This window comes from Paraburkholderia sp. GAS33 (assembly GCF_050436645.1).
GTDB classification, from domain to species: Bacteria; Pseudomonadota; Gammaproteobacteria; order Burkholderiales; family Burkholderiaceae; genus Paraburkholderia; species Paraburkholderia phenazinium_B.
This window is the reverse complement of the sequence record NZ_JBNDMP010000018.1, coordinates 31,735-49,277: the sequence shown is the minus strand read 5'-3', so window position 1 is coordinate 49,277 and position 17,543 is coordinate 31,735. Positions and strand designations below refer to the sequence as shown.

The 17,543-nt window shown below is 61.0% G+C and carries 16 protein-coding genes; 9 read left to right on the top strand and 7 right to left on the bottom strand.

All coding sequences use genetic code 11. The annotated features are described in order from the left end of the window. Positions 1-145: 145 nt before the first annotated feature. Positions 146-1,819 (top strand): acyl-CoA synthetase, encoded by a 1,674-nt coding sequence (locus tag P3T24_RS35225; protein WP_429405585.1) that lies wholly within the window; start codon positions 146-148, stop codon positions 1,817-1,819. Positions 1,820-1,835: 16 nt separating this feature from the next. On the opposite strand, the gene P3T24_RS35220 is transcribed toward P3T24_RS35225, so the two are convergent. From P3T24_RS35220 to P3T24_RS35210, 3 genes are all read right to left on the bottom strand, one after another. Then, positions 1,836-2,060, bottom strand: a complete 225-nt coding sequence (locus P3T24_RS35220; RefSeq protein WP_074266459.1) for a hypothetical protein — start codon at positions 2,058-2,060, stop codon at positions 1,836-1,838. Between the two features lie 245 nt (positions 2,061-2,305). Next, on the bottom strand, positions 2,306-2,509 hold the full coding sequence (locus tag P3T24_RS35215) for a cold-shock protein (RefSeq protein WP_012428559.1): 204 nt from the start codon (positions 2,507-2,509) through the stop codon (positions 2,306-2,308). Positions 2,510-2,841: 332 nt separating this feature from the next. Continuing rightward, on the bottom strand, positions 2,842-3,480 hold the full coding sequence (locus P3T24_RS35210; RefSeq protein ID WP_074266458.1) for a LysE family translocator: 639 nt from the start codon (positions 3,478-3,480) through the stop codon (positions 2,842-2,844). 373 nt (positions 3,481-3,853) lie between these two features. On the opposite strand from P3T24_RS35210, the gene P3T24_RS35205 reads away from it, so the two are divergent. The 3 genes from P3T24_RS35205 (at position 3,854) to P3T24_RS35195 (ending at position 6,929) form a co-directional block, all read left to right on the top strand. After that, positions 3,854-4,117 (top strand): H-NS family nucleoid-associated regulatory protein, encoded by a 264-nt coding sequence (locus P3T24_RS35205; RefSeq protein ID WP_074266457.1) that lies wholly within the window; start codon positions 3,854-3,856, stop codon positions 4,115-4,117. 221 nt (positions 4,118-4,338) lie between these two features. Then, on the top strand, positions 4,339-5,850 hold the full coding sequence (locus tag P3T24_RS35200; RefSeq protein ID WP_429441398.1) for a sugar ABC transporter ATP-binding protein: 1,512 nt from the start codon (positions 4,339-4,341) through the stop codon (positions 5,848-5,850). Between the two features lie 122 nt (positions 5,851-5,972). Continuing rightward, positions 5,973-6,929 (top strand): ABC transporter permease, encoded by a 957-nt coding sequence (locus P3T24_RS35195; RefSeq protein WP_429289304.1) that lies wholly within the window; start codon positions 5,973-5,975, stop codon positions 6,927-6,929. Here the strand turns inward: P3T24_RS35195 and P3T24_RS35190 are convergent. The 4 genes from P3T24_RS35190 to P3T24_RS35175 are packed head-to-tail and all read right to left on the bottom strand — an operon-like array spanning position 6,920 to position 11,478. Then, complete coding sequence (locus P3T24_RS35190) at positions 6,920-7,879, bottom strand: ABC transporter permease (RefSeq protein WP_429441397.1); 960 nt, start codon at positions 7,877-7,879, stop codon at positions 6,920-6,922. The genes P3T24_RS35195 and P3T24_RS35190 overlap by 10 nt on opposite strands. Then, positions 7,872-8,897: an ABC transporter permease gene (locus tag P3T24_RS35185; protein ID WP_429441395.1), complete on the bottom strand. Its 1,026-nt coding sequence runs from the start codon at positions 8,895-8,897 to the stop codon at positions 7,872-7,874. Before P3T24_RS35185 ends, P3T24_RS35190 begins: the two co-directional genes overlap by 8 nt. Continuing rightward, positions 8,894-10,453: a sugar ABC transporter ATP-binding protein gene (locus P3T24_RS35180; RefSeq protein WP_429441393.1), complete on the bottom strand. Its 1,560-nt coding sequence runs from the start codon at positions 10,451-10,453 to the stop codon at positions 8,894-8,896. Before P3T24_RS35180 ends, P3T24_RS35185 begins: the two co-directional genes overlap by 4 nt. Further along, on the bottom strand, positions 10,450-11,478 hold the full coding sequence (locus P3T24_RS35175; RefSeq protein ID WP_429405576.1) for a sugar ABC transporter substrate-binding protein: 1,029 nt from the start codon (positions 11,476-11,478) through the stop codon (positions 10,450-10,452). The genes P3T24_RS35180 and P3T24_RS35175 overlap by 4 nt, the downstream gene beginning before the upstream one ends. A 237-nt stretch (positions 11,479-11,715) precedes the next feature. Between P3T24_RS35175 and P3T24_RS35170 the strand changes: the two genes are divergently transcribed. From P3T24_RS35170 to P3T24_RS35150, 5 genes are all read left to right on the top strand, one after another. Continuing rightward, positions 11,716-12,954: an SfnB family sulfur acquisition oxidoreductase gene (locus P3T24_RS35170; protein WP_429441391.1), complete on the top strand. Its 1,239-nt coding sequence runs from the start codon at positions 11,716-11,718 to the stop codon at positions 12,952-12,954. Positions 12,955-12,958: 4 nt separating this feature from the next. Beyond that, entirely contained in the window at positions 12,959-14,188 is a 1,230-nt protein-coding gene (locus tag P3T24_RS35165; RefSeq protein ID WP_429441389.1) for an SfnB family sulfur acquisition oxidoreductase, read from the top strand. Between the two features lie 55 nt (positions 14,189-14,243). Further along, a complete protein-coding gene (locus tag P3T24_RS35160) occupies positions 14,244-15,626 on the top strand; it encodes an LLM class flavin-dependent oxidoreductase (RefSeq protein WP_429441388.1) in 1,383 nt (460 codons plus the stop codon). Between the two features lie 59 nt (positions 15,627-15,685). Continuing rightward, positions 15,686-16,756, top strand: a complete 1,071-nt coding sequence (locus P3T24_RS35155) for a substrate-binding domain-containing protein (RefSeq protein WP_429441386.1) — start codon at positions 15,686-15,688, stop codon at positions 16,754-16,756. Positions 16,757-16,857: 101 nt separating this feature from the next. After that, on the top strand, positions 16,858-17,436 hold the full coding sequence (locus tag P3T24_RS35150; RefSeq protein WP_429441384.1) for an NnrU family protein: 579 nt from the start codon (positions 16,858-16,860) through the stop codon (positions 17,434-17,436). Positions 17,437-17,543: the final 107 nt, after the last annotated feature.

Genomic DNA, 17,543 nt, shown 5'->3' with positions numbered 1-17,543 from the left:
CGCGTCGTCTCCCTTCTGTACCATTCACGCTTGATCGCACGGCGTCTTCCCGCTATGCCGCATGGGAAGTCGCGAGTACGATAAGCTGATTGGCCATAAGACGCAGAAGGACAGCGGAGCCGCTGGCTCCCGAGGAGACGACCCAATGATGCCTATGTTCGACGAAGGTCTCGGCCGCCGTGAGGCGAACCATGTTCCGCTCACGCCGATCGATTTCATCGCTCGTGCTGCGCAGGTCTATGGCGAGCGTTGCGCGGTGGTTCACGGTGCGGTCCGACGCACGTGGCGCGAGACGTATGAGCGTACGCGCTGCCTTGCCAGCGCGCTGCAACAGGCAGGGATAGGACGTGGCGACACCGTCGCGGTGCTGTTGCCCAACATCCCTCAGATGATTGAAGCGCATTTCGGTGTGCCGATGGCAGGAGCGGTGCTCAATACGCTGAACACGCGGCTCGATATCGCGTCGATCCTGTTCATGTTGCGGCATGGCGAGGCCAAGGTGTTGATCGTCGATACCGAGTACGCCGAACTGGCGCATCGTGCTTCGCTGGAGTTTCCGGAACTGCGGATTGTCAGCGTCAATGACGTGATGCCTGCTGATCCGCACAGGTTTCCACGCGCAACCGATTACGAAGCCTTCCTGCAAGGCGGCGATCCGCAATTCGCATGGCAGCCGCCGGCCGACGAATGGGACGCGATCGCGCTGAACTACACGTCCGGTACGACGGGCGATCCGAAGGGTGTCGTCTACCATCATCGCGGCGCCTATCTGAACGCCGTGAGCAACATCCTCGAATGGGATATGCCGAAGCACGCGGTGTATCTATGGACGCTGCCGCTGTTTCATTGCAACGGCTGGTGCTTTCCATGGACCGTGGCGGCGCGTGCGGGCGTCAATGTCTGCTTGCGCAAGTTCGACGCGAAGACCGTGTTCGAGCTGATTCGCACAGAGGGTGTCACCCATTATTGCGGCGCGCCGATCGTCCAGAGCGCGCTGGCCAATGCGCCTGAAGCGTGGCGCGAAGGTATCGGGCACCGGGTCGCCACGATGGTGGCCGGCGCGGCGCCTGCGCCTGCAGTGATAGCCAGGATGAAGGAGATTGGCTTCGATCTGACTCACGTCTATGGCCTCACCGAGGTCTACGGACCGGCGTCTGTCTGTGCCAGGCAAGAACACTGGAACAGCGTCGGCGACGACGAACTCGCGCGGCTCAACGCACGTCAGGGCGTGCGCTATCACCTGCAAGCCGCCGCGACCGTGCTGGATCCGGACACGCTCGAGCCGGTACCGAACGACGGCGAAACGCTGGGCGAAATCATGTTTCGCGGCAACATCTGCATGAAGGGTTATCTGAAGAACGAGCGCGCCACCGAAGATGCCTTCAGGGGCGGCTGGTTCCATACCGGCGATCTGGGCGTGATGATGCCGGATGGCTACATGCGCATTCGCGACCGCAGCAAGGACATCATTATTTCGGGCGGGGAAAACATCTCGAGCATCGAGATCGAAGACACGTTATACCGGCACCCGGCGGTTTCGGTGGCCGCCGTGGTGGCGATGCCCGACGCGAAGTGGGGCGAGGTGCCCTGCGCCTTCGTCGAGCTGAAAGAGGGCGCAGAGGCTACTGCCGAAGAGATCATCGCGCATTGCCGTCTGTTCCTGGCGAGTTTTAAGTTGCCCAAGGCAGTTCGCTTTGGAGAGCTACCTAAAACGTCGACCGGGAAGATCCAGAAATTCGAACTGCGCGCACGGGTGAAATCCGGCAGTGCGATTGATCTGGCCGACGGGAGCGCTAGCTCACCGCAGGCCAAACCGTGAAGCGGGCCGGACGCTATTAACCGCGGCTGTCGACCCAATGACGGGCCCAGCGGCATGAGTGCTGCAGCGCCTGTTCTTCGTCGTTGAAGTAGTCGAGCGAGTAGAACTGATAGCGCGCTTCGGTGCGAGCCGTGTCGGCACGCTCGAGCAACAGGTTGGAGGAAAACGAACCGTCAGGCAAACGATGTGCCGAAGGTTGGACGGCATAGCCGTTGTAATGATGAATGTGTTTGTTTTGCATTTTAATTTTAAATATTCGTACGCGCTCACGGCGATCAGGACGAACCCGTTCGAGCCGAAGCGAATGCCTGATGGAAAAGGCGGGGAAAGGCGTTAAAGCCGGTCAAGCCAGGGAGGATGAGGGGGCAAGCGATGCGTTTGGCGCAAAGAAACTGCTAAGCGATTACGCCAACTGTGGGAGAACAAGCTCCGCGAGGGTGTCGCTGCAGCCCGGTACCCGATGCCGGATACCGGACCCTTCAAACTTTACAGCGGCTTGATGTTAGCCGCTTGCAGACCCTTGGGGCCTTGCTTCGTTTCGAAGCTCACCTTCTGGTTTTCAGCCAGCGTCTTGAAGCCGTCGCCGCTGATTTCCGAGAAGTGAGCGAACAGGTCGTCGCCGCCCTTGTCCGGTGTAATGAAGCCAAAGCCTTTGCTGTCGTTGAACCACTTAACGGTACCGGTATCCATGAAGAATCCTTGAGGTAGAAAAAGTAAGAAATCGCTCGCTATGGAGCACGTGAAGCGTCAAGGAGGGAATGGACAACGAATACCGCTGAGGGAGCGAGCAATTGATGAACAGCAATCGAACTTCTTGAACTTCGAGGGCCACAATAGCGGTTCGGGACTACTGTCGTCAAGAACTATCTTGTAAAGTTTCCGTCGGGCGGCGTGCGGCGGAGCGCCAAATGGTCAGCCCCCCTTAAGAAAACGGCGCGCGGCGAACCCTCTGGATGTCATGCCTGGCATGGCTTGCAAGGATTCGGCTCGGAGCGGGCCGAGGCTCCGCACCTCGAGACGCGTTAAAGTCCGACGCGATGTGCCGCAATGATCAATCTGAGGCCCAGGGCAGTGATCGCGCCGGCCGCAAGCCGGTCGACCCAGGTCTTCGCCCGCAGATACAGCTCGCGTGGACGCTTGCTGGAAAAACACAATGCGACGACCGTATACCACCCGGCTTCAATCGAGAAGATCGCTGGAGGCAACGCGAAATAACACCACAGCGGCGGATGCTGGGGTAACAAGGCCGCGAATATGCTGCCGTAATAAATAGCGGTTTTCGGATTGCTGAGTTGCGTGCTCAAACCAATCCAGAAAGATTTTCTCGGATTGGCGCTGGCATTCGCTTGCCCCTGGTTGAACGCGAGCGGGGTCTTTGCGCCGCGCCAGATCTTCGACGCGAGATAGATCAGATACAGGCCGCCTGCCACCTTGAGGCTCACATACAACCACGTGACCGCGGCCAGCAACGTGTACAGCCCTAGCAAGGCGATGCCGCTAAAGAACACGCCGCCGATTCCCATGCCAAGCGCGGTCGCCAGTCCGTCGCGCCGCGATAGACCGATCGAGTTGCGCGCGACGATGACAAAACTCGGTCCTGGGCTCATGGCGCCGATCAAAAGCGCAGTGAGAATAGCGGCGATTGCAGTTGACGGCGACATGGCTGCTTTCCTTTAGAGTAGGGCGAAAGAAAGTCTGGAACGACAAAATAGCACGCTACTGCCGCGGTATCGAGGTCTCCACCGCGTATTGCCGTGCGCGGCGGAAAAAATGGGTGCTAAAATCCAGATATAGACGCTGAAGCAGCCCTTGAGGGTAAAGGGCCAGACGGGCGACGATTCGAGCCGCTTGCCGAACGGATTTCCTGATCAATAGATTTGTCGGGCATCATTTCCGGGGGCGCATTTGCGCAAAAGGCAAGGTGAGGTCGAACGGCGTTCGGCTCACCCGAATCACGCATAGGCTTCGCGTTTCTCAGCGAAGCCTTTTATTTTTTCAAAACGCGCGCAATATCAGCCGCGACATCGGTACGTTATGAAAGAGCGAGAAGAACAACGGATGTTCGACCTCGACGGGAACGCGCGTGAGCGGCTGGTCCTGTGGATACGTCGCCGCATGGACGAATACGGCATTACGATGGAAGCATTGGCCGCGGCGATTGAAGCGGACGCTCATGCAACCAAGGCGATAATGTACCGGGACGCCTACGGCAACACATGGGACGGCCAGGGCGATAAACCCGATTGGCTCGCGCGTGCGATTTACGCCGGTCAGAACATCGAGCATTTCCGCTGTTAAACCCCTGCTGAATCGGGCTTTTCCAGTGGGCGCTGAATACGCGCCGGCCTGCGATATGCCATCTCCTTCCTGCTAGCCTTCGGACACATCGGTCCGGGTAGAGGCTTTGTCATCCCCAGACAAGCTATCGATATGAACAACGCTTCGTTGGCACACCCGTAGCGGGTGGCTACGATGAACGGTCATCCTTTACGAGCGCAGTAAAGCGCGCGTCCCCTTCGATGACTGTTCCTGTTCTGACCGCTCGCGCGGTTTCCAAACGCTTTGGTCCTACGCTCGCGCTCGATCGTGTCGATCTGTCGATTCATGCGGGCGAAGTCGTTGCGCTAATGGGCGCGAACGGCGCCGGCAAGTCGACTCTCGTGAAGATTCTTAGCGGGGTCTATTCTCCCGATGAAGGTGAGCTCTCGTTGCGCGGGCAACCGTTTCGTCCGGCTTCACCGCACGATGCCAAACGGAGCGGTGTTTCGACCGTTCATCAATCGATTGCGGATGCAGTGGTGCCGACGCTTTCGACCGCGGACAACCTGTTGCTCGACCGCTTGTGCGATCCGTCCTCGCCGTGGCGCGCGACGCCTGCCGCCCGTCTTCAGGCGGCCGCGCCGTTGGCCGAGCGTGTTGGGCTCGAGGTTGATCTGTCCGCACCGCTCGCCTCGTTGTCGCTCGCGTCGCAGCAGTTGGTGACGTTGGCGCGTGCGTTGGCGACGCGGCCCGCGCTGCTGATTCTCGACGAGCCCACCGCCAGTCTGTCTGCACCTGAGGCCGAGCGTCTCTTCGGTCTGCTTGACAGGTTGCGCGCCGAGGGTGTCGCGATCCTGCTGGTGTCGCACCGGCTGGGCGATCTGCGCCGCATTGCCGGACGCGTGACGATTGTGCGCGATGGGCGCATCGTCGCCGATCTGTCTGCACCGATCGATTTCGATGCCGCGGTTGAAACGATGATCGGCCGCCCGTTGCGTACTAAAGCTGCTGATGCGAGCGCAACGGCGGCGTTCGGCACTGCTTCCGCTTTTGCGACACAGGTGCCGTACTTCAGCGTGCGCGATCTTCAGTTGACGCCCGGCAGCACCCCCTTCGATCTCGATGTGCAGCGCGGTGAAATTGTCGCGATTGCCGGCCCGGTTGGCGGTGGCAAATCCCGCTTCGCGCGAGCCATTTTCGGCGCGTCGCGTGCGGCGGCGGGGGCGATGACGCTCGATGGCAAGCCTTGGCGTCCTCGCGCACCCGCCGATGCAATCCGTGCCGGCGTGTTCCTCGCCGGTGAGGACCGTTGGCGAAGCTCGCTGTTTCCGGATAGCGTGCCTTTCGCTTCGATTGCGGGCACGCTTAGTTTTCCGTTCCTGTCACACTGGTTCAAGCACGGCAGGGTGCAACGCGCACGCGAACAGCGTGCCGCGACTGAAGCGATCGAACGCTTCGGGATTCGCTGCACAGGCCCTGACGATCGTCTCACGCGGCTTTCCGGTGGCAACCAGCAGAAGGTAGTGCTAGCGCGTTGGCATGCGCAGCCCGCACGCCTGCTATTGCTGGACGAACCGTTTCAAGGCGTGGATGCCGGGGCACGCGCCGATATCGTCGATACGCTGCGTCGTCATGCGCCCGAACGCGCCACTCTCGTCTTCGTCAGCGATCTCGAAGAGGCACTCGAGATCGCGGATCGCGTCGTTCGCTTCGACCGCGCGACGCTCGATCATGTTTCCCATTCCGATCTCACTTCCTACGTTCACTCATGAAATCCAGCCCTTCGGTTGCCTCCGACGTTCACTCTGAAGGCGTCCCCGCTATCCAAGAGTCTGCTGGTCGAATTCGCCCCAGCTGGCTGCAAAGGCTGCGCGTGCAACTCGAACGGACCGGCATGCTGCTCGTGCTTGCGTTGCTCGTCATCGTATTCGCCGTCAACCAGCCGGCGTTTTTGAACATCGACAATCTCTTCAGCATTTTGCAAGCGGTGTCGATTGTCGCGTTGTTGGGGATTGGCGTAACAGTGACGCTTGCCGCGGGCGGCTTCGATCTTTCCGTGGGCAGTGTAGCGGCGTCGGCGCAGATGGCGGCGAGCTATGTGCTAATCGTCTGGCACGGCAATGCGCTGGAAGCGGTTGCGGCATGCCTCGTCCTCGGTGTCGCCGCAGGCCTGTTTAATGGCCTGCTGATTACACGTCTGCGTGTGCCGGACCAGTTGGCAACACTTGGCACGCTGTTTCTGCTTGCCGGTCTGCAATTGATTCCGACGGGCGGCCGTTCGCTCGCAACTGGCACGATTCTGCCCGATGGCACTGAAACGACAGGTGTCTTTCCCGATGCGTTTCTCGCGCTCGGGCGCCTGCGATTGTTCGATGTCGTGCCATTGCCGGTGATCGTGCTGCTCGTGCTCACCGTAGTGGCGTGTGTCGTGATGGAAACCACACGCTGGGGGCGGGTCATCTACGCAATCGGTGGCAACGAAACAGCGGCACGCCTCGCCGGTGCGCCGACCGCGCGATATCGCGTCGCTGCCTATGTCGCGTCGGGCGTGATTGCCTCGCTGGGTGGCGTGCTGATTGCCGCACGTGTTGGACGTGGCGACGTCAGCGCAGGCCATTCGATGTTGCTCGATGCGGTGGCGGCTGCGCTGGTCGGCTATGCAGTTTGGGGCGCCAAGCGGCCCAACGTGTTTGGTACGGTAGTCGGCGCGGTATTCGTCGGCGTTTTGCTTAACGGCCTGACGATGCTAAACGCGCCGTACTACATGCAGGATTTCATCAAGGGCGTATTGCTGGTGGGTGCGTTGGCGTTCACGTTCAGCGTGGGGCGTGGCACCGAATCTCACGCATAGCGGCCACGCCTTTGCGCGAAGCTGACGGCCAGCACGGCGAAGATCAGCGCACCGGTCGCAACCTGCTGCCAGTAGAAATTCCAGCCAATCAGCAGCAAACCGTTTGCGACCAGGCTTAGCAGCAGGACACCAAGCAGTGTGCCGACGACGCCAGGACGGCGCGTCGGTGACAGCGTCGTACCAATGAAGGTCGCGCCGATCGCATTGAGCAGATAACCGTTGCCGGCCTGCGGTACGTAAGCTTTGACGGTTGAAGACAAGATCAAACCGACGACACCATAAATCAAGGCGCTGGCAATAAACGTCACCAGCGTGACGGCCGCAACCGGCAGGCCGGAATAACGTGCCACGCCGGGTTGTGCGCCGAGCGCGGTAAGCTGCCTGCCTAACGCGGCATGCGCGAGTGTGACATGCACGCCGAGCGCCAGTACCGCCACGATCCAGAGCGGCACAGGCAGGCCCGCAAATGTGCCGTGTGCCAGCGCGCTAAAGAGCGGCGGCAACGCGACGTTGAGCAGGTATACCGGCTGACCGCCATCGGTGGCGAGCTGTTGGACAGTCTGGCCGATAAAGAGCGTGCCCAGCGTAGCAAGAAACGGTGCAATGCCGAGCCAACCGATCAGCACGCCATTAAACGCGCCGACGACGAGCGCTGCAGCAAGGCCGCCGAGCGCCGCGGGCACGACGCCAACCTGGTGTGCGCTTAGCAGGACAAACGCGAGGCTGGCTACATCGATTGATGTGCCGAGCGATAGATCAATGGCACCCAGCGACAACACGAGCGTCATCCCAAGCGAAGCAATTGCCAGCAGTGCGAAATTGTTCAACAGCACGTTAGCAAGATTATCCGCTCGCGCGAAACCGGGCGCGAACACCGCGAAGAAAGCGATCACCGCAATCAGTGCCGCCACCAGCGCGAAGCGCTGCAAGCGGCCAATCTGTTCAATCATGAGCTTGATTCCCTGCATGGCGGCGCACGAGCGCCGTAGTGGCAACGACGAACAGGATCAATGCGCCTTCGACACCGTTGACCCAATAGCTCGATACGTTGTCGAGCTGAAACCCGTTGCTGATGACGCCGATAAAGAGAACGGCGAGCAGTGTGCCGGGGATGGTCGGAACTAGCCGCCGCGAAAATACGACGCCCAGTAGCGCTGCGGCCACGGTGGCGAGCAGATTCTCCCCGGCGCCGGGCGAACTACCGCTGAGCAGTGCGGTAGACGCCAACGCAGCGAGCGCTGCGGCAATCCCACTCAATATATAGCTCGCGGCAATATAACGGTTCGTCCGTATGCCGGCGGCCTGCGCCGCATCGCGATGCGCACCGGTGGCGCGTAGCCGCAGCCCGAACGGCGTGTAATGAACCACTACCGTAAACAACGCGGCAACGACGAGCAGCGCGTAGGCAAGATGCGGCACGCCGAATGCGCCGTTATCGAGCAGAAAGCTCAGCAGTGTGCCGCTCGCAGGCACCGACGTGTTCTGCGTCAGCACCAGTTCGAATCCGGCACAGAGATTCATCGTGGTCAGCGTGGCGAGCAGCGGAAAGATGCGCAGTACGATAACGGCGAACGCGTTAAGCGCACCGACTCCCGCGCCTGCTGCGAGCGTCAACAGCAGGGCATTGTCAGGTGCGATGCCTTCGCGTTGTGCTACGGCATAAACGGCCGCACACAGTCCGAGATTGGCCGCCACCGAAAGATCGAGACCGCCTCTAAGCGGATCCGCACCGCCACCGATCAGCACAACCGTCAAACCGAAACCGAGAATCCCAACGACAATGGATTGCTGCAACACGTTCGCGAGATTCCCAACCGTGAAAAACAACGGCGAGCTCACCGCGAAGCCAATAAAGACCACGGCGAACGCGAGCGCAGCGCCGCTTCTCAGCCACCATTGAGCGCCGAAGAGCCGCTCGGGCAATTCGAACTTGCTGGTACGCGGCGCGGCATCGAGTACCTTGCTCATGCTGCGATCTCCTGTTGTCCTGTCGAACCGTGCGTACCGCGTGCTCCGGTGGCCCATGCGAGCACGTCCTGACTATCGGCTTCGCTCGAAACAAGTTCGCGCACGATGCGGCCGCGCGCCATCACGAGCACGCGGTCGGTGACGCCGAGCAGTTCGATCAGGTCGCTGGAGAACAGCAAGACGGCGGCACCATCGCGGGCGAGCCGGTCGAGTAGCCGGTAGATTTCGATCTTTGCGCCGACGTCGACGCCGACCGTGGGTTCGTCCAGCAGATAGAGCGAAGAGGTGCGGCTCAGCCATTTGGCGAGCGCGACCTTCTGCTGGTTGCCGCCGGAGAGATGCCGTACAGGAGTTTCCGTACTGGACGTGCGCACCGCCAGTTCTTCGATCAGGCGTTGCACGGTATCCGTTTCGCGGCGTTGCGCTAGCAGTCCGAAACGACTGAAACGGGCGAGGCTTGCAAGCGTCGTGTTCTCTCGCACCGAGAGCGCTGGCGCTACGCCATGCGCGCGCCGGTCCTCGGGGACGAAAGCGATGTGCTCGCGCACGGCGTCTTGGGGACGGCGCAGGCGCACCGCCTTGCCGTCCACTTCTATTTCGCCCTGCACCCCGCGTTCGAGGCCGAACAGGCTGCGCACTACGGGCTTGCCACCGGAGCCGAGCAAACCGGTGATGCCGACAATTTCACCGCGTCGCACATTGAACGACACGTCTTCAAAGCGTCGCGGCGCGCTCAGATTGCGCACGTTGAGGACAACTGCCCCTGGCGTGCGCGCTGACGTTTCAGCTCGCGCTTCCGCCTGAGTGCCGATCATTGCAGTGACGAGGGCTTCGGTAGGCGTCGAGCGCGCGTCGACATGGGCGACATCCACGCCGTCGCGCAACACGGTGACCTGATCGCAGATGGCAGCGATCTCGTTGAGGTAGTGCGACACGTACAGGATCGTCAGGCCGCGTTGCCGCAAACGGTCGATGGTTTGCAGCAGACGGTCCACTTCACGGCTAACCAGTGCGGCCGTCGGTTCGTCGAAGACGAGAATGTGCGGCTCACGGACCAGTTCGCGCGTGATCTGCACGATCTGTTGTTCAGCGACGCTCAGGTCCCCGATGAGCCGGTTCGGTGGAATGTCGACCCCAAAGTGGTTGTGCAACGCGTCGCGCGCGTCGCGGTTCATGCGTCGCACGTCGAGCAGCCGGAAGCCGTTCGCCGCCTTTGGACCTATGGCGCGTTCGTCGCCGAGCCAGAGCGCTTCGGCCACCGTGAAGGTGGCCGGCAGCAAGCGCTCCTGGTGAATGAAACCAATCCCCGTGGCGCTTGAGCGGGCCGATGCGGCGAGCGCTTGCGAGACTCCGTCGACGGCAGTCGTGCCCGAGTCGGCGTCGTGAATGCCGGCGAGGATCTTGATGAGCGTCGACTTGCCCGCACCGTTCTGTCCGATCAGACCGTGAACGGTACCGCGCGCTACCTTCAGCGATGCGCCGCGCAGCGCGGGCACACCGTCGAAATGCTTGACGATGTGGTGTAGCTCGAGCGCAGCAGGGATTTCGGCGCTCATTTTGCAGCGAGCTGACCGAGGGTCTGCTGGATCGTACCGGCGTTGTCCTTGGTGACGAGAATGGACGGCACATAGGTGTACGGCGCCAATGTGTGATCGCCGGCGAGATAGCGCGCAACGTTATCGACCGCGGTTTTGCCGATCAACGCGGGTTGCTGCGCGACGACAGCCGCAGCGCTGGATTTCGGATCCTTGACGAGCGTGACGACGTCAGGGCTGCCATCGACCGCATAGGTCTTGATCTCGTCGCGATGCGCGGCATCCACGGCCTGAGTGGCGCCAACCTGCGGCACGTCCCAGGCGGACCAGATCGCAGCAACCTGTCCCTTCGGATACTTCTGCAGCAACTGGCTCACTTGCGCATACGCGCTTTGCACCGTGTTAGGAATTACATCACGCAGTTCGGGCTGGATGATGTGCACTTTCGGGTAGTACTTGAGCACGGCCTTCAACTGGTCATAGCGGATCGCGCAAACCGGCACACCGTAAAAGCCGTTGAAGACGAGGATGTTGCCTTCGCCGTGGATGTCGTTGACGAGCTTTAGCGCGAGCTGCTCGCCGATGAAGAAATTATCCGAGGTGGTGTCGTTGATGCTCGACGGCGAAGCGGTATCGATCGTAAACAACGGGATGTTGGCCTGGCGGATTTTCTGCAACCACGGCTCGAGCACCGTTGCAGTACCCAATTGCTCCACGATTGCATCGGGCTTCTGCGCGATCAAGGTTTGAATCTGCGCGATCTGGCGATTGTCGTTACGGCCCGCGTCGAGTGCGATCGGTGTGCCGCCGAGGCGCTTCACTTCGTCGACGGCGCCCTGGTAGGCCTTGAGGTCCCAGTAGTGGTCGGTGCCCGCAGCGGTAATGCCGATGCGCTTGCCTTTGAGCGAAGGCACGGAAGCCGCGTTGTCGGTTGCATCTGCTGCGGGTGCAGCGCCCTGGGCGTGAGCGTGAATGGCGATACCGCCGACCAGGCCAAAGACTGTCGCGGCCAGCAACGAAGAGAGAGTGTTGTGCAAGCGTTTCATGTTGTCCAGATCAAAGAGGCAGAAGGTGTCCAGTTTGCGACGACTTTAATCAACAACCCGCTGCGCATGAAACCATCAAATCCAACTATGCTTATCACGCTTTAGCCGAAGTGCTTATGCGCGATTCCGTGGCAGTTGGTTTGCCATCCGAAGGAATATCTATTTCTCAAACGTTCAGTTTGCGCGTGTCGTACCCGCTGATAGATTGTGCGAACAGTCACTCAAGCGGAGATTTGTATGGCCGAGCTTTACGAAGCGACCTCATCGCATACAAGCGGTGCAGGTAAGCATGCGGTGCGCCTCATTCGGGACGACGCCCAGGCCATCGCCGTGGCGCACGAACTGGCGGTTCGCCTCGCGCAAGACGCGCCGCAGCGGGATCGCGAGCGCCGTTTGCCGCATGAAGAGATCGAGTGGTTCTCGCAATCAGGGCTGTGGGCGATCACCGTGCCGAAGGCTTATGGTGGCGCGGGTGTTTCCTTCGTCACGCTTACCGAAGTGATCAAGATCATCGCGGCGGCAGATCCGTCGTTGGGACAGTTGCCGCAAAACCACTTCGGCCTTGTCGATGTGATTTCGCTGACCGGCACGGAAGATCAGAAGCGCTATTTCTTTACCCAGATACTGGAAGGCAAGCGCTTCGGCAACGGCTTCTCCGAGAAGGGCACGAAGCACGTACTCGATCTGAAGACGCGCGTGCGGCGTGATGGCGGCGACTATGTGGTCGATGGCACCAAGTTCTATTCGACCGGTGCACTGTTTGCGCATTTCGTGCCGGTGCTGGGACTCGACGACGAGCGCAAGGGCTGGCTCGCTTATATCCCGAAGGGCACTCCGGGCCTGAATGTGATCGACGACTGGTCGGGCTTCGGGCAACGCACTACTGCGAGTGGCACTGTGGTGCTCGAAGCGGTGCGCGTGCCGGCGTCGCATGTCTTTCCCGCGCATCGCGTCTCCGATTTTCCCACGCTGAATGGCCCGATCTCGCAGATCATCCAGGCGGCAATCGACGCCGGCATCGCGCAAGCGGCGATAGCGGATACCCTGAAGTTCGTGCGCACGCGTTCGCGCCCGTGGATCGACAGTAACGTCGAGCGCGCCAGCGACGATCCTTTGACCGTGCGCGAAGTCGGGCACTTGCATATCCAGTTGCACGCGGCCGAGGCGCTGCTCGAACGCGCCGCAAGGACACTCGATGTGACCGCCGCGAAAGGCGACACGACCGAGGACGATGTTGCGGTGGCGTCGGTGGCAGTAGGTGAAGCGAAGGTGTTGACCACTGAGATTGCGTTGCTGGCGAGCGAAAAGCTCTTCGAACTGGCCGGTACGCAATCCACGCTGGGCGAACACAATCTCGACCGGCACTGGCGCAATGCACGCACACATACGTTGCATGATCCCGTCCGCTGGAAATATCACCTGGTCGGCAACTACTATCTGAACGGCGTCAAACCGGCTCGTCATCCGTGGAATTGACGCTATGAATGCTTTTGCAGAAACCGTGGCTTCTCACGCGCCTCATGCGCCGCAGGCAGCGCGTATTGCGAACGACCAGCAGGCGCTCGAGGTTGCACATGCGGTTGCGGGCACGCTTGCGGAAGGCGCTTCGCAGCGCGACCGCGAGCGCCGCTTGCCATACGCCGAGATCGGCATCTATTCGGCGAGCGGTCTGTGGGGCATTGCTGTGCCGCGCGAGTTTGGCGGCGCGGAGGTCTCGTACGCCACGCTTGCAGAGGTGACCGCAATCATCTCCGAGGCGGATCCGGCGCTCGGCCAGATTCCGCAGAACCACTTTTACATGCTCGACGTGCTGCGCGTAAGCGGTACACGCGAACAACAGGCGTTCTATTTCGAACGTGCACTGGCGGGAGAGCGATTCGGCAATGCGCTCTCCGAGCGCGGCACAAAAACAGTCGCCGATTATCGGACCACGCTCGTGCCGGACGGCGATGGCTTTCGCATCAACGGCACGAAGTTCTACTCGACGGGTGCGCTGTTTGCGCAGTGGATTCCGATTGTCGCAAAGGCGGCGGACGACACCTTGTATGTTGCTTTCGCTAGCGCGCAGACACCGGGGCTGTCCGTGGTGGATGACTGGTCCGGATTCGGCCAACGCACGACCGGCAGCGGCACGACTACGCTCGACAACGTGTACGTCGAGGCATCCGCCGTCGTGCCTTACAGCTCGGCGTTCGACGCGCGGCCCACGACGGTCGGGCCGATCGGTCAACTGATTCACGCTGCGGTCGATCTCGGCATCGCACGCGCCGCTGTTGCCGACGCACGGCGTTTCGTGCGCGAACGTTCGCGACCGTGGATCGATAGCGGGGTTGAGCGAGCCAGTGATGATCCGCTAACGCTCGAACTGTTCGGCAAGCTCGCACTGCAATTGCACGCGGCCGAGGCGCTTCTCGAACGTGCCGGACGGCGAGTGGATGCTGCGGTTAAAGAGTCGACGGCGCAGACGGTCGCTTCGGCTTCCATTGCCGTGGCCGAAGCACGTGCCGCGACCACCGAGATCGCGCTGCAGGCGTCCACGCGTCTGATCGAGCTGGCCGGTACCCAGGCCACGCTTGCCGAGCACAACCTCGATCGTCACTGGCGCAATGCACGCACCCATACCTTGCACGACCCGGTGCGGTGGAAATACATCGCGGTTGGCAACTACTACCTGAACGACGTATTGCCCCCGCGTCACGGCGCGATTTGACGTTCAATTCGCGCTTGCCGTGGGCATTGTGCGCATCACCTAACTGGATCCGAATATGGCCAGACAGATCCGTCTAAACGCATTCGACATGAACTGCGTCGGACACCAATCGCCGGGATTGTGGGCGCATCCGCGCGACACATCCTGGCGCTACAAGCACCTCGATTACTGGACCGATCTCGCGAAGCTGCTCGAGCGCGGCAAATTCGACGGCCTGTTCATTGCTGACGTGCTCGGCATCTATGACGTTTTCAAGGGCAACGGCGAATCGGCGATTCGTCAGGCCGCGCAGGTGCCGGTCAACGATCCGGTGTTGCTGGTGTCCGCAATGGCTCACGTGACCGGGCATCTCGGCTTTGGCGTGACGTGTTCGCTTTCGTACGAACATCCTTATCCGTTCGCGCGGCGTATGTCCACACTCGATCACCTGACCAACGGACGAGTCGGCTGGAACATCGTCACGTCGTATCTGGACAGCGCGGCACGCAACGTCGGATTGCCGAGCCAGGCCAATCATGACGAACGCTACGCGTTGGCCGAAGAGTATCTGGATGTCTGCTACAAGCTGTGGGAATCGTCATGGGAAGACGATGCCGTTGTACGCGATGCGACACGGCAGGTCTTTACCGAACCCTCCAAGGTGCATCCGATCGATCACCACGGACAGTATTTCGACGTACCAGGTATTCACCTCTGTGAACCGTCGCCCCAACGTACACCGGTGTTGTATCAGGCGGGCGCGTCGAAGAGAGGCAAGGATTTCGCGGCGCAGCACGCCGAATGCATCTTCATAGCAGCGCCTTCGCGAACCATTCTGAAGCAGTTTGTGGCCGATATTCGCGCTCGCGTGAAGTCGTTCGGCCGTGATCCGTACGACGTGCTGATCTTTAATCTGCATACCGTGATTACCGGCAAGACCTCGGCCGAAGCGCACGCCAAGCATGCGGACTACCGGCGCTATACGAGCGATGAGGGCGCGCTGACGTTGATGTCGGGGTGGACAGGTATCGACCTGTCGAAGTACGACCTCGACGAACCGCTGCGTCACGTGGAGAGCAACGCGGTGCAGTCCGCGGTGGAAGCGCTCTCGAGCGCCGATCCTACGCGTGTGTGGACCGTGCGTGAGATCGCGAAGTGGGGCGGCATAGGCGGCCTTGGGCCGCTCTCGGTTGGCGATCCGCAGGAGATTGCCGACGAACTGCAGTCATGGGTCGAAGAGACCGATGTCGATGGCTTCAACCTCGCCTACGCGTTGACGCACGAGACGTTTAGCGATTTCGTGGATCTGGTTGTGCCCGAACTGCAACGACGTGGCGTCTACAAGACCGAGTATGAGAGCGGCACGTTGCGCGAAAAGCTGCACGGCGGCAGTGCGCGTCTGGCTGAGCCACACCCGGGCGCACGCTATCGCGCTCATCACACGGTCCATGCGGGCTAACGCTTCGCCTTCGAATTTAAAACTTCACGAACTATTAGACAACGCGCTGAGGAGCATTCATGAAATCACTGTTTCGTCGTAAATCGGGTGCGCGTCGCGTGGTCGGCGCGTTGGCGCTCTTGTCTGCAACCGTGTTGCTGGGTCAGACAATCCAGGCCGAGCCGCTCAAGGGCGCACCAGCACCGTTCAATAAGGGTGGCGTGAAAATCGCGCTGGTCAACTACCTGTCGACTGGGGACTTCTTCCAGGCCTATGAGGCTGGCGCACAGAAACAGGCGAAGGCGCTCGGCATCGATCTGCGCATTTACGAAGGACGGCAGGACGCCGCCGAGCAGCGTGAGCAGATCCAGCAGGCGATCAGCCTGGGGGTCTCGGCGATCATCGTGAATCACGGCTTACCGGAATCGCTGAAGGATGTGGTGCAGCGCGCACTCGACAAGGGCATCAAGGTGGTCGCATTCGACGTCGACCTGAATAATCCCAAAGTGCCGCAGATCGAGCAGAGCGATCATGATCTGGCCACGCTGTTGCTGACTCAGGCAGTGAAAGACAATGGCGATTCATTCGCGGCAGGGTATGTGTACGTAGCGGGCTTCGCACCGCTCGATCGCCGCGATGCGGTGTGGCGCGATTTCAAGAGCGCGCATCCGCAGGTGCAGGAGAAAGCGCGTTGGGGCACGGTGGACAACCCGATCGCGCAATCCGTCGCGAATCAGGCGGCCGCTGCTTACCGTGCGCATCCGGAGATTCGCGTGGTGTTTGCCCCGTATGACGAATTTGCGCGTGGTGCGACGCTCGCGGCGAACGAGGCGAACCTCGGCTCGAAGCTCCGCATTTACAGCGCGGATATTTCGACCGCGGACATCGAAGCGATCCGCGCGCCGGATAGCCCGTGGGTCGCCACAGCCGCAACCAATCCGGCGGTCGTGGGCGCAGTGTCGGTACGCGCGGCGGCGCTGGAAGTGGCAGGAGACGATCCCGGGCATCACATCGTGGTGAAGCCGACATTGATCACACGCGACGACCTCGTGAAGAACGACATCAAGACGGTTGCCGAACTGGGCGCCAAATTCCCGGCTTTTCGCGCGAGTGACGCGGCCAGCGCGGCGTGGATTCCGGCTGCGGAGTGAATTCACGGCCGGGCTGAGGCCCGGCAATCCGGCATTGGCAGGACGGGTGTCTTGAGCGACAATCGCGGCCATCGGTCGACACCCGTCGCGAGGAGCTTGCCATGTCGGTACTGGTACTGGGGTTGGTGATTTTTCTGGGCGCGCATTCGGTGCGAATCTTTGCCGAGTCGTGGCGTACGCGGCAGATTGCGCGCTTGGGGGCGAATGGGTGGAAGGGCCTCTATTCGGTAACCTCTGGCGTGGGGTTGGTGCTGATCATCTGGGGGTACGGGATCGCGCGACGCGATCCTGTCTTGCTGTGGGCACCGCCGGTTTGGGCGCCGCATCTTACTGCATTGCTGACGCTGATTGCGTTTGTTCTCTTTGTTGCGGCTTACGTCCCGCACAATCACTTTAAGACCTGGGTCAAGCATCCGATGTCGCTTAGCGCCGCGCTGTGGGCTTTAGGGCATCTGCTGGCTAATGGGACTTTGAACGCGGTTGTCCTGTTTGCAGCTTTTCTGGTTTGGGGTGTGCTGGGCTATCGCGCTGCGCGGCGGCGGGACCTAGTTTCAGGGGCGGTTTATCCGGCCGGGACGGTGGCGATGGATGCGTTGGCGGTGGTGGTTGGGGTGGTGGCGTGGGTCGTGTTTGTGTTCTGGTTGCACGGGTGGTGGATTGGGGTGAAGCCGTTGGGGTGAGGGCGTCGATGAGCAGTCCGCCAACCACGACACAACGAAAAAAAGCCCGCACACAAGCGGGCCCAAAGTACTCGGAGTTTCGCGATCAAGATCGCGAGAGGCAATCC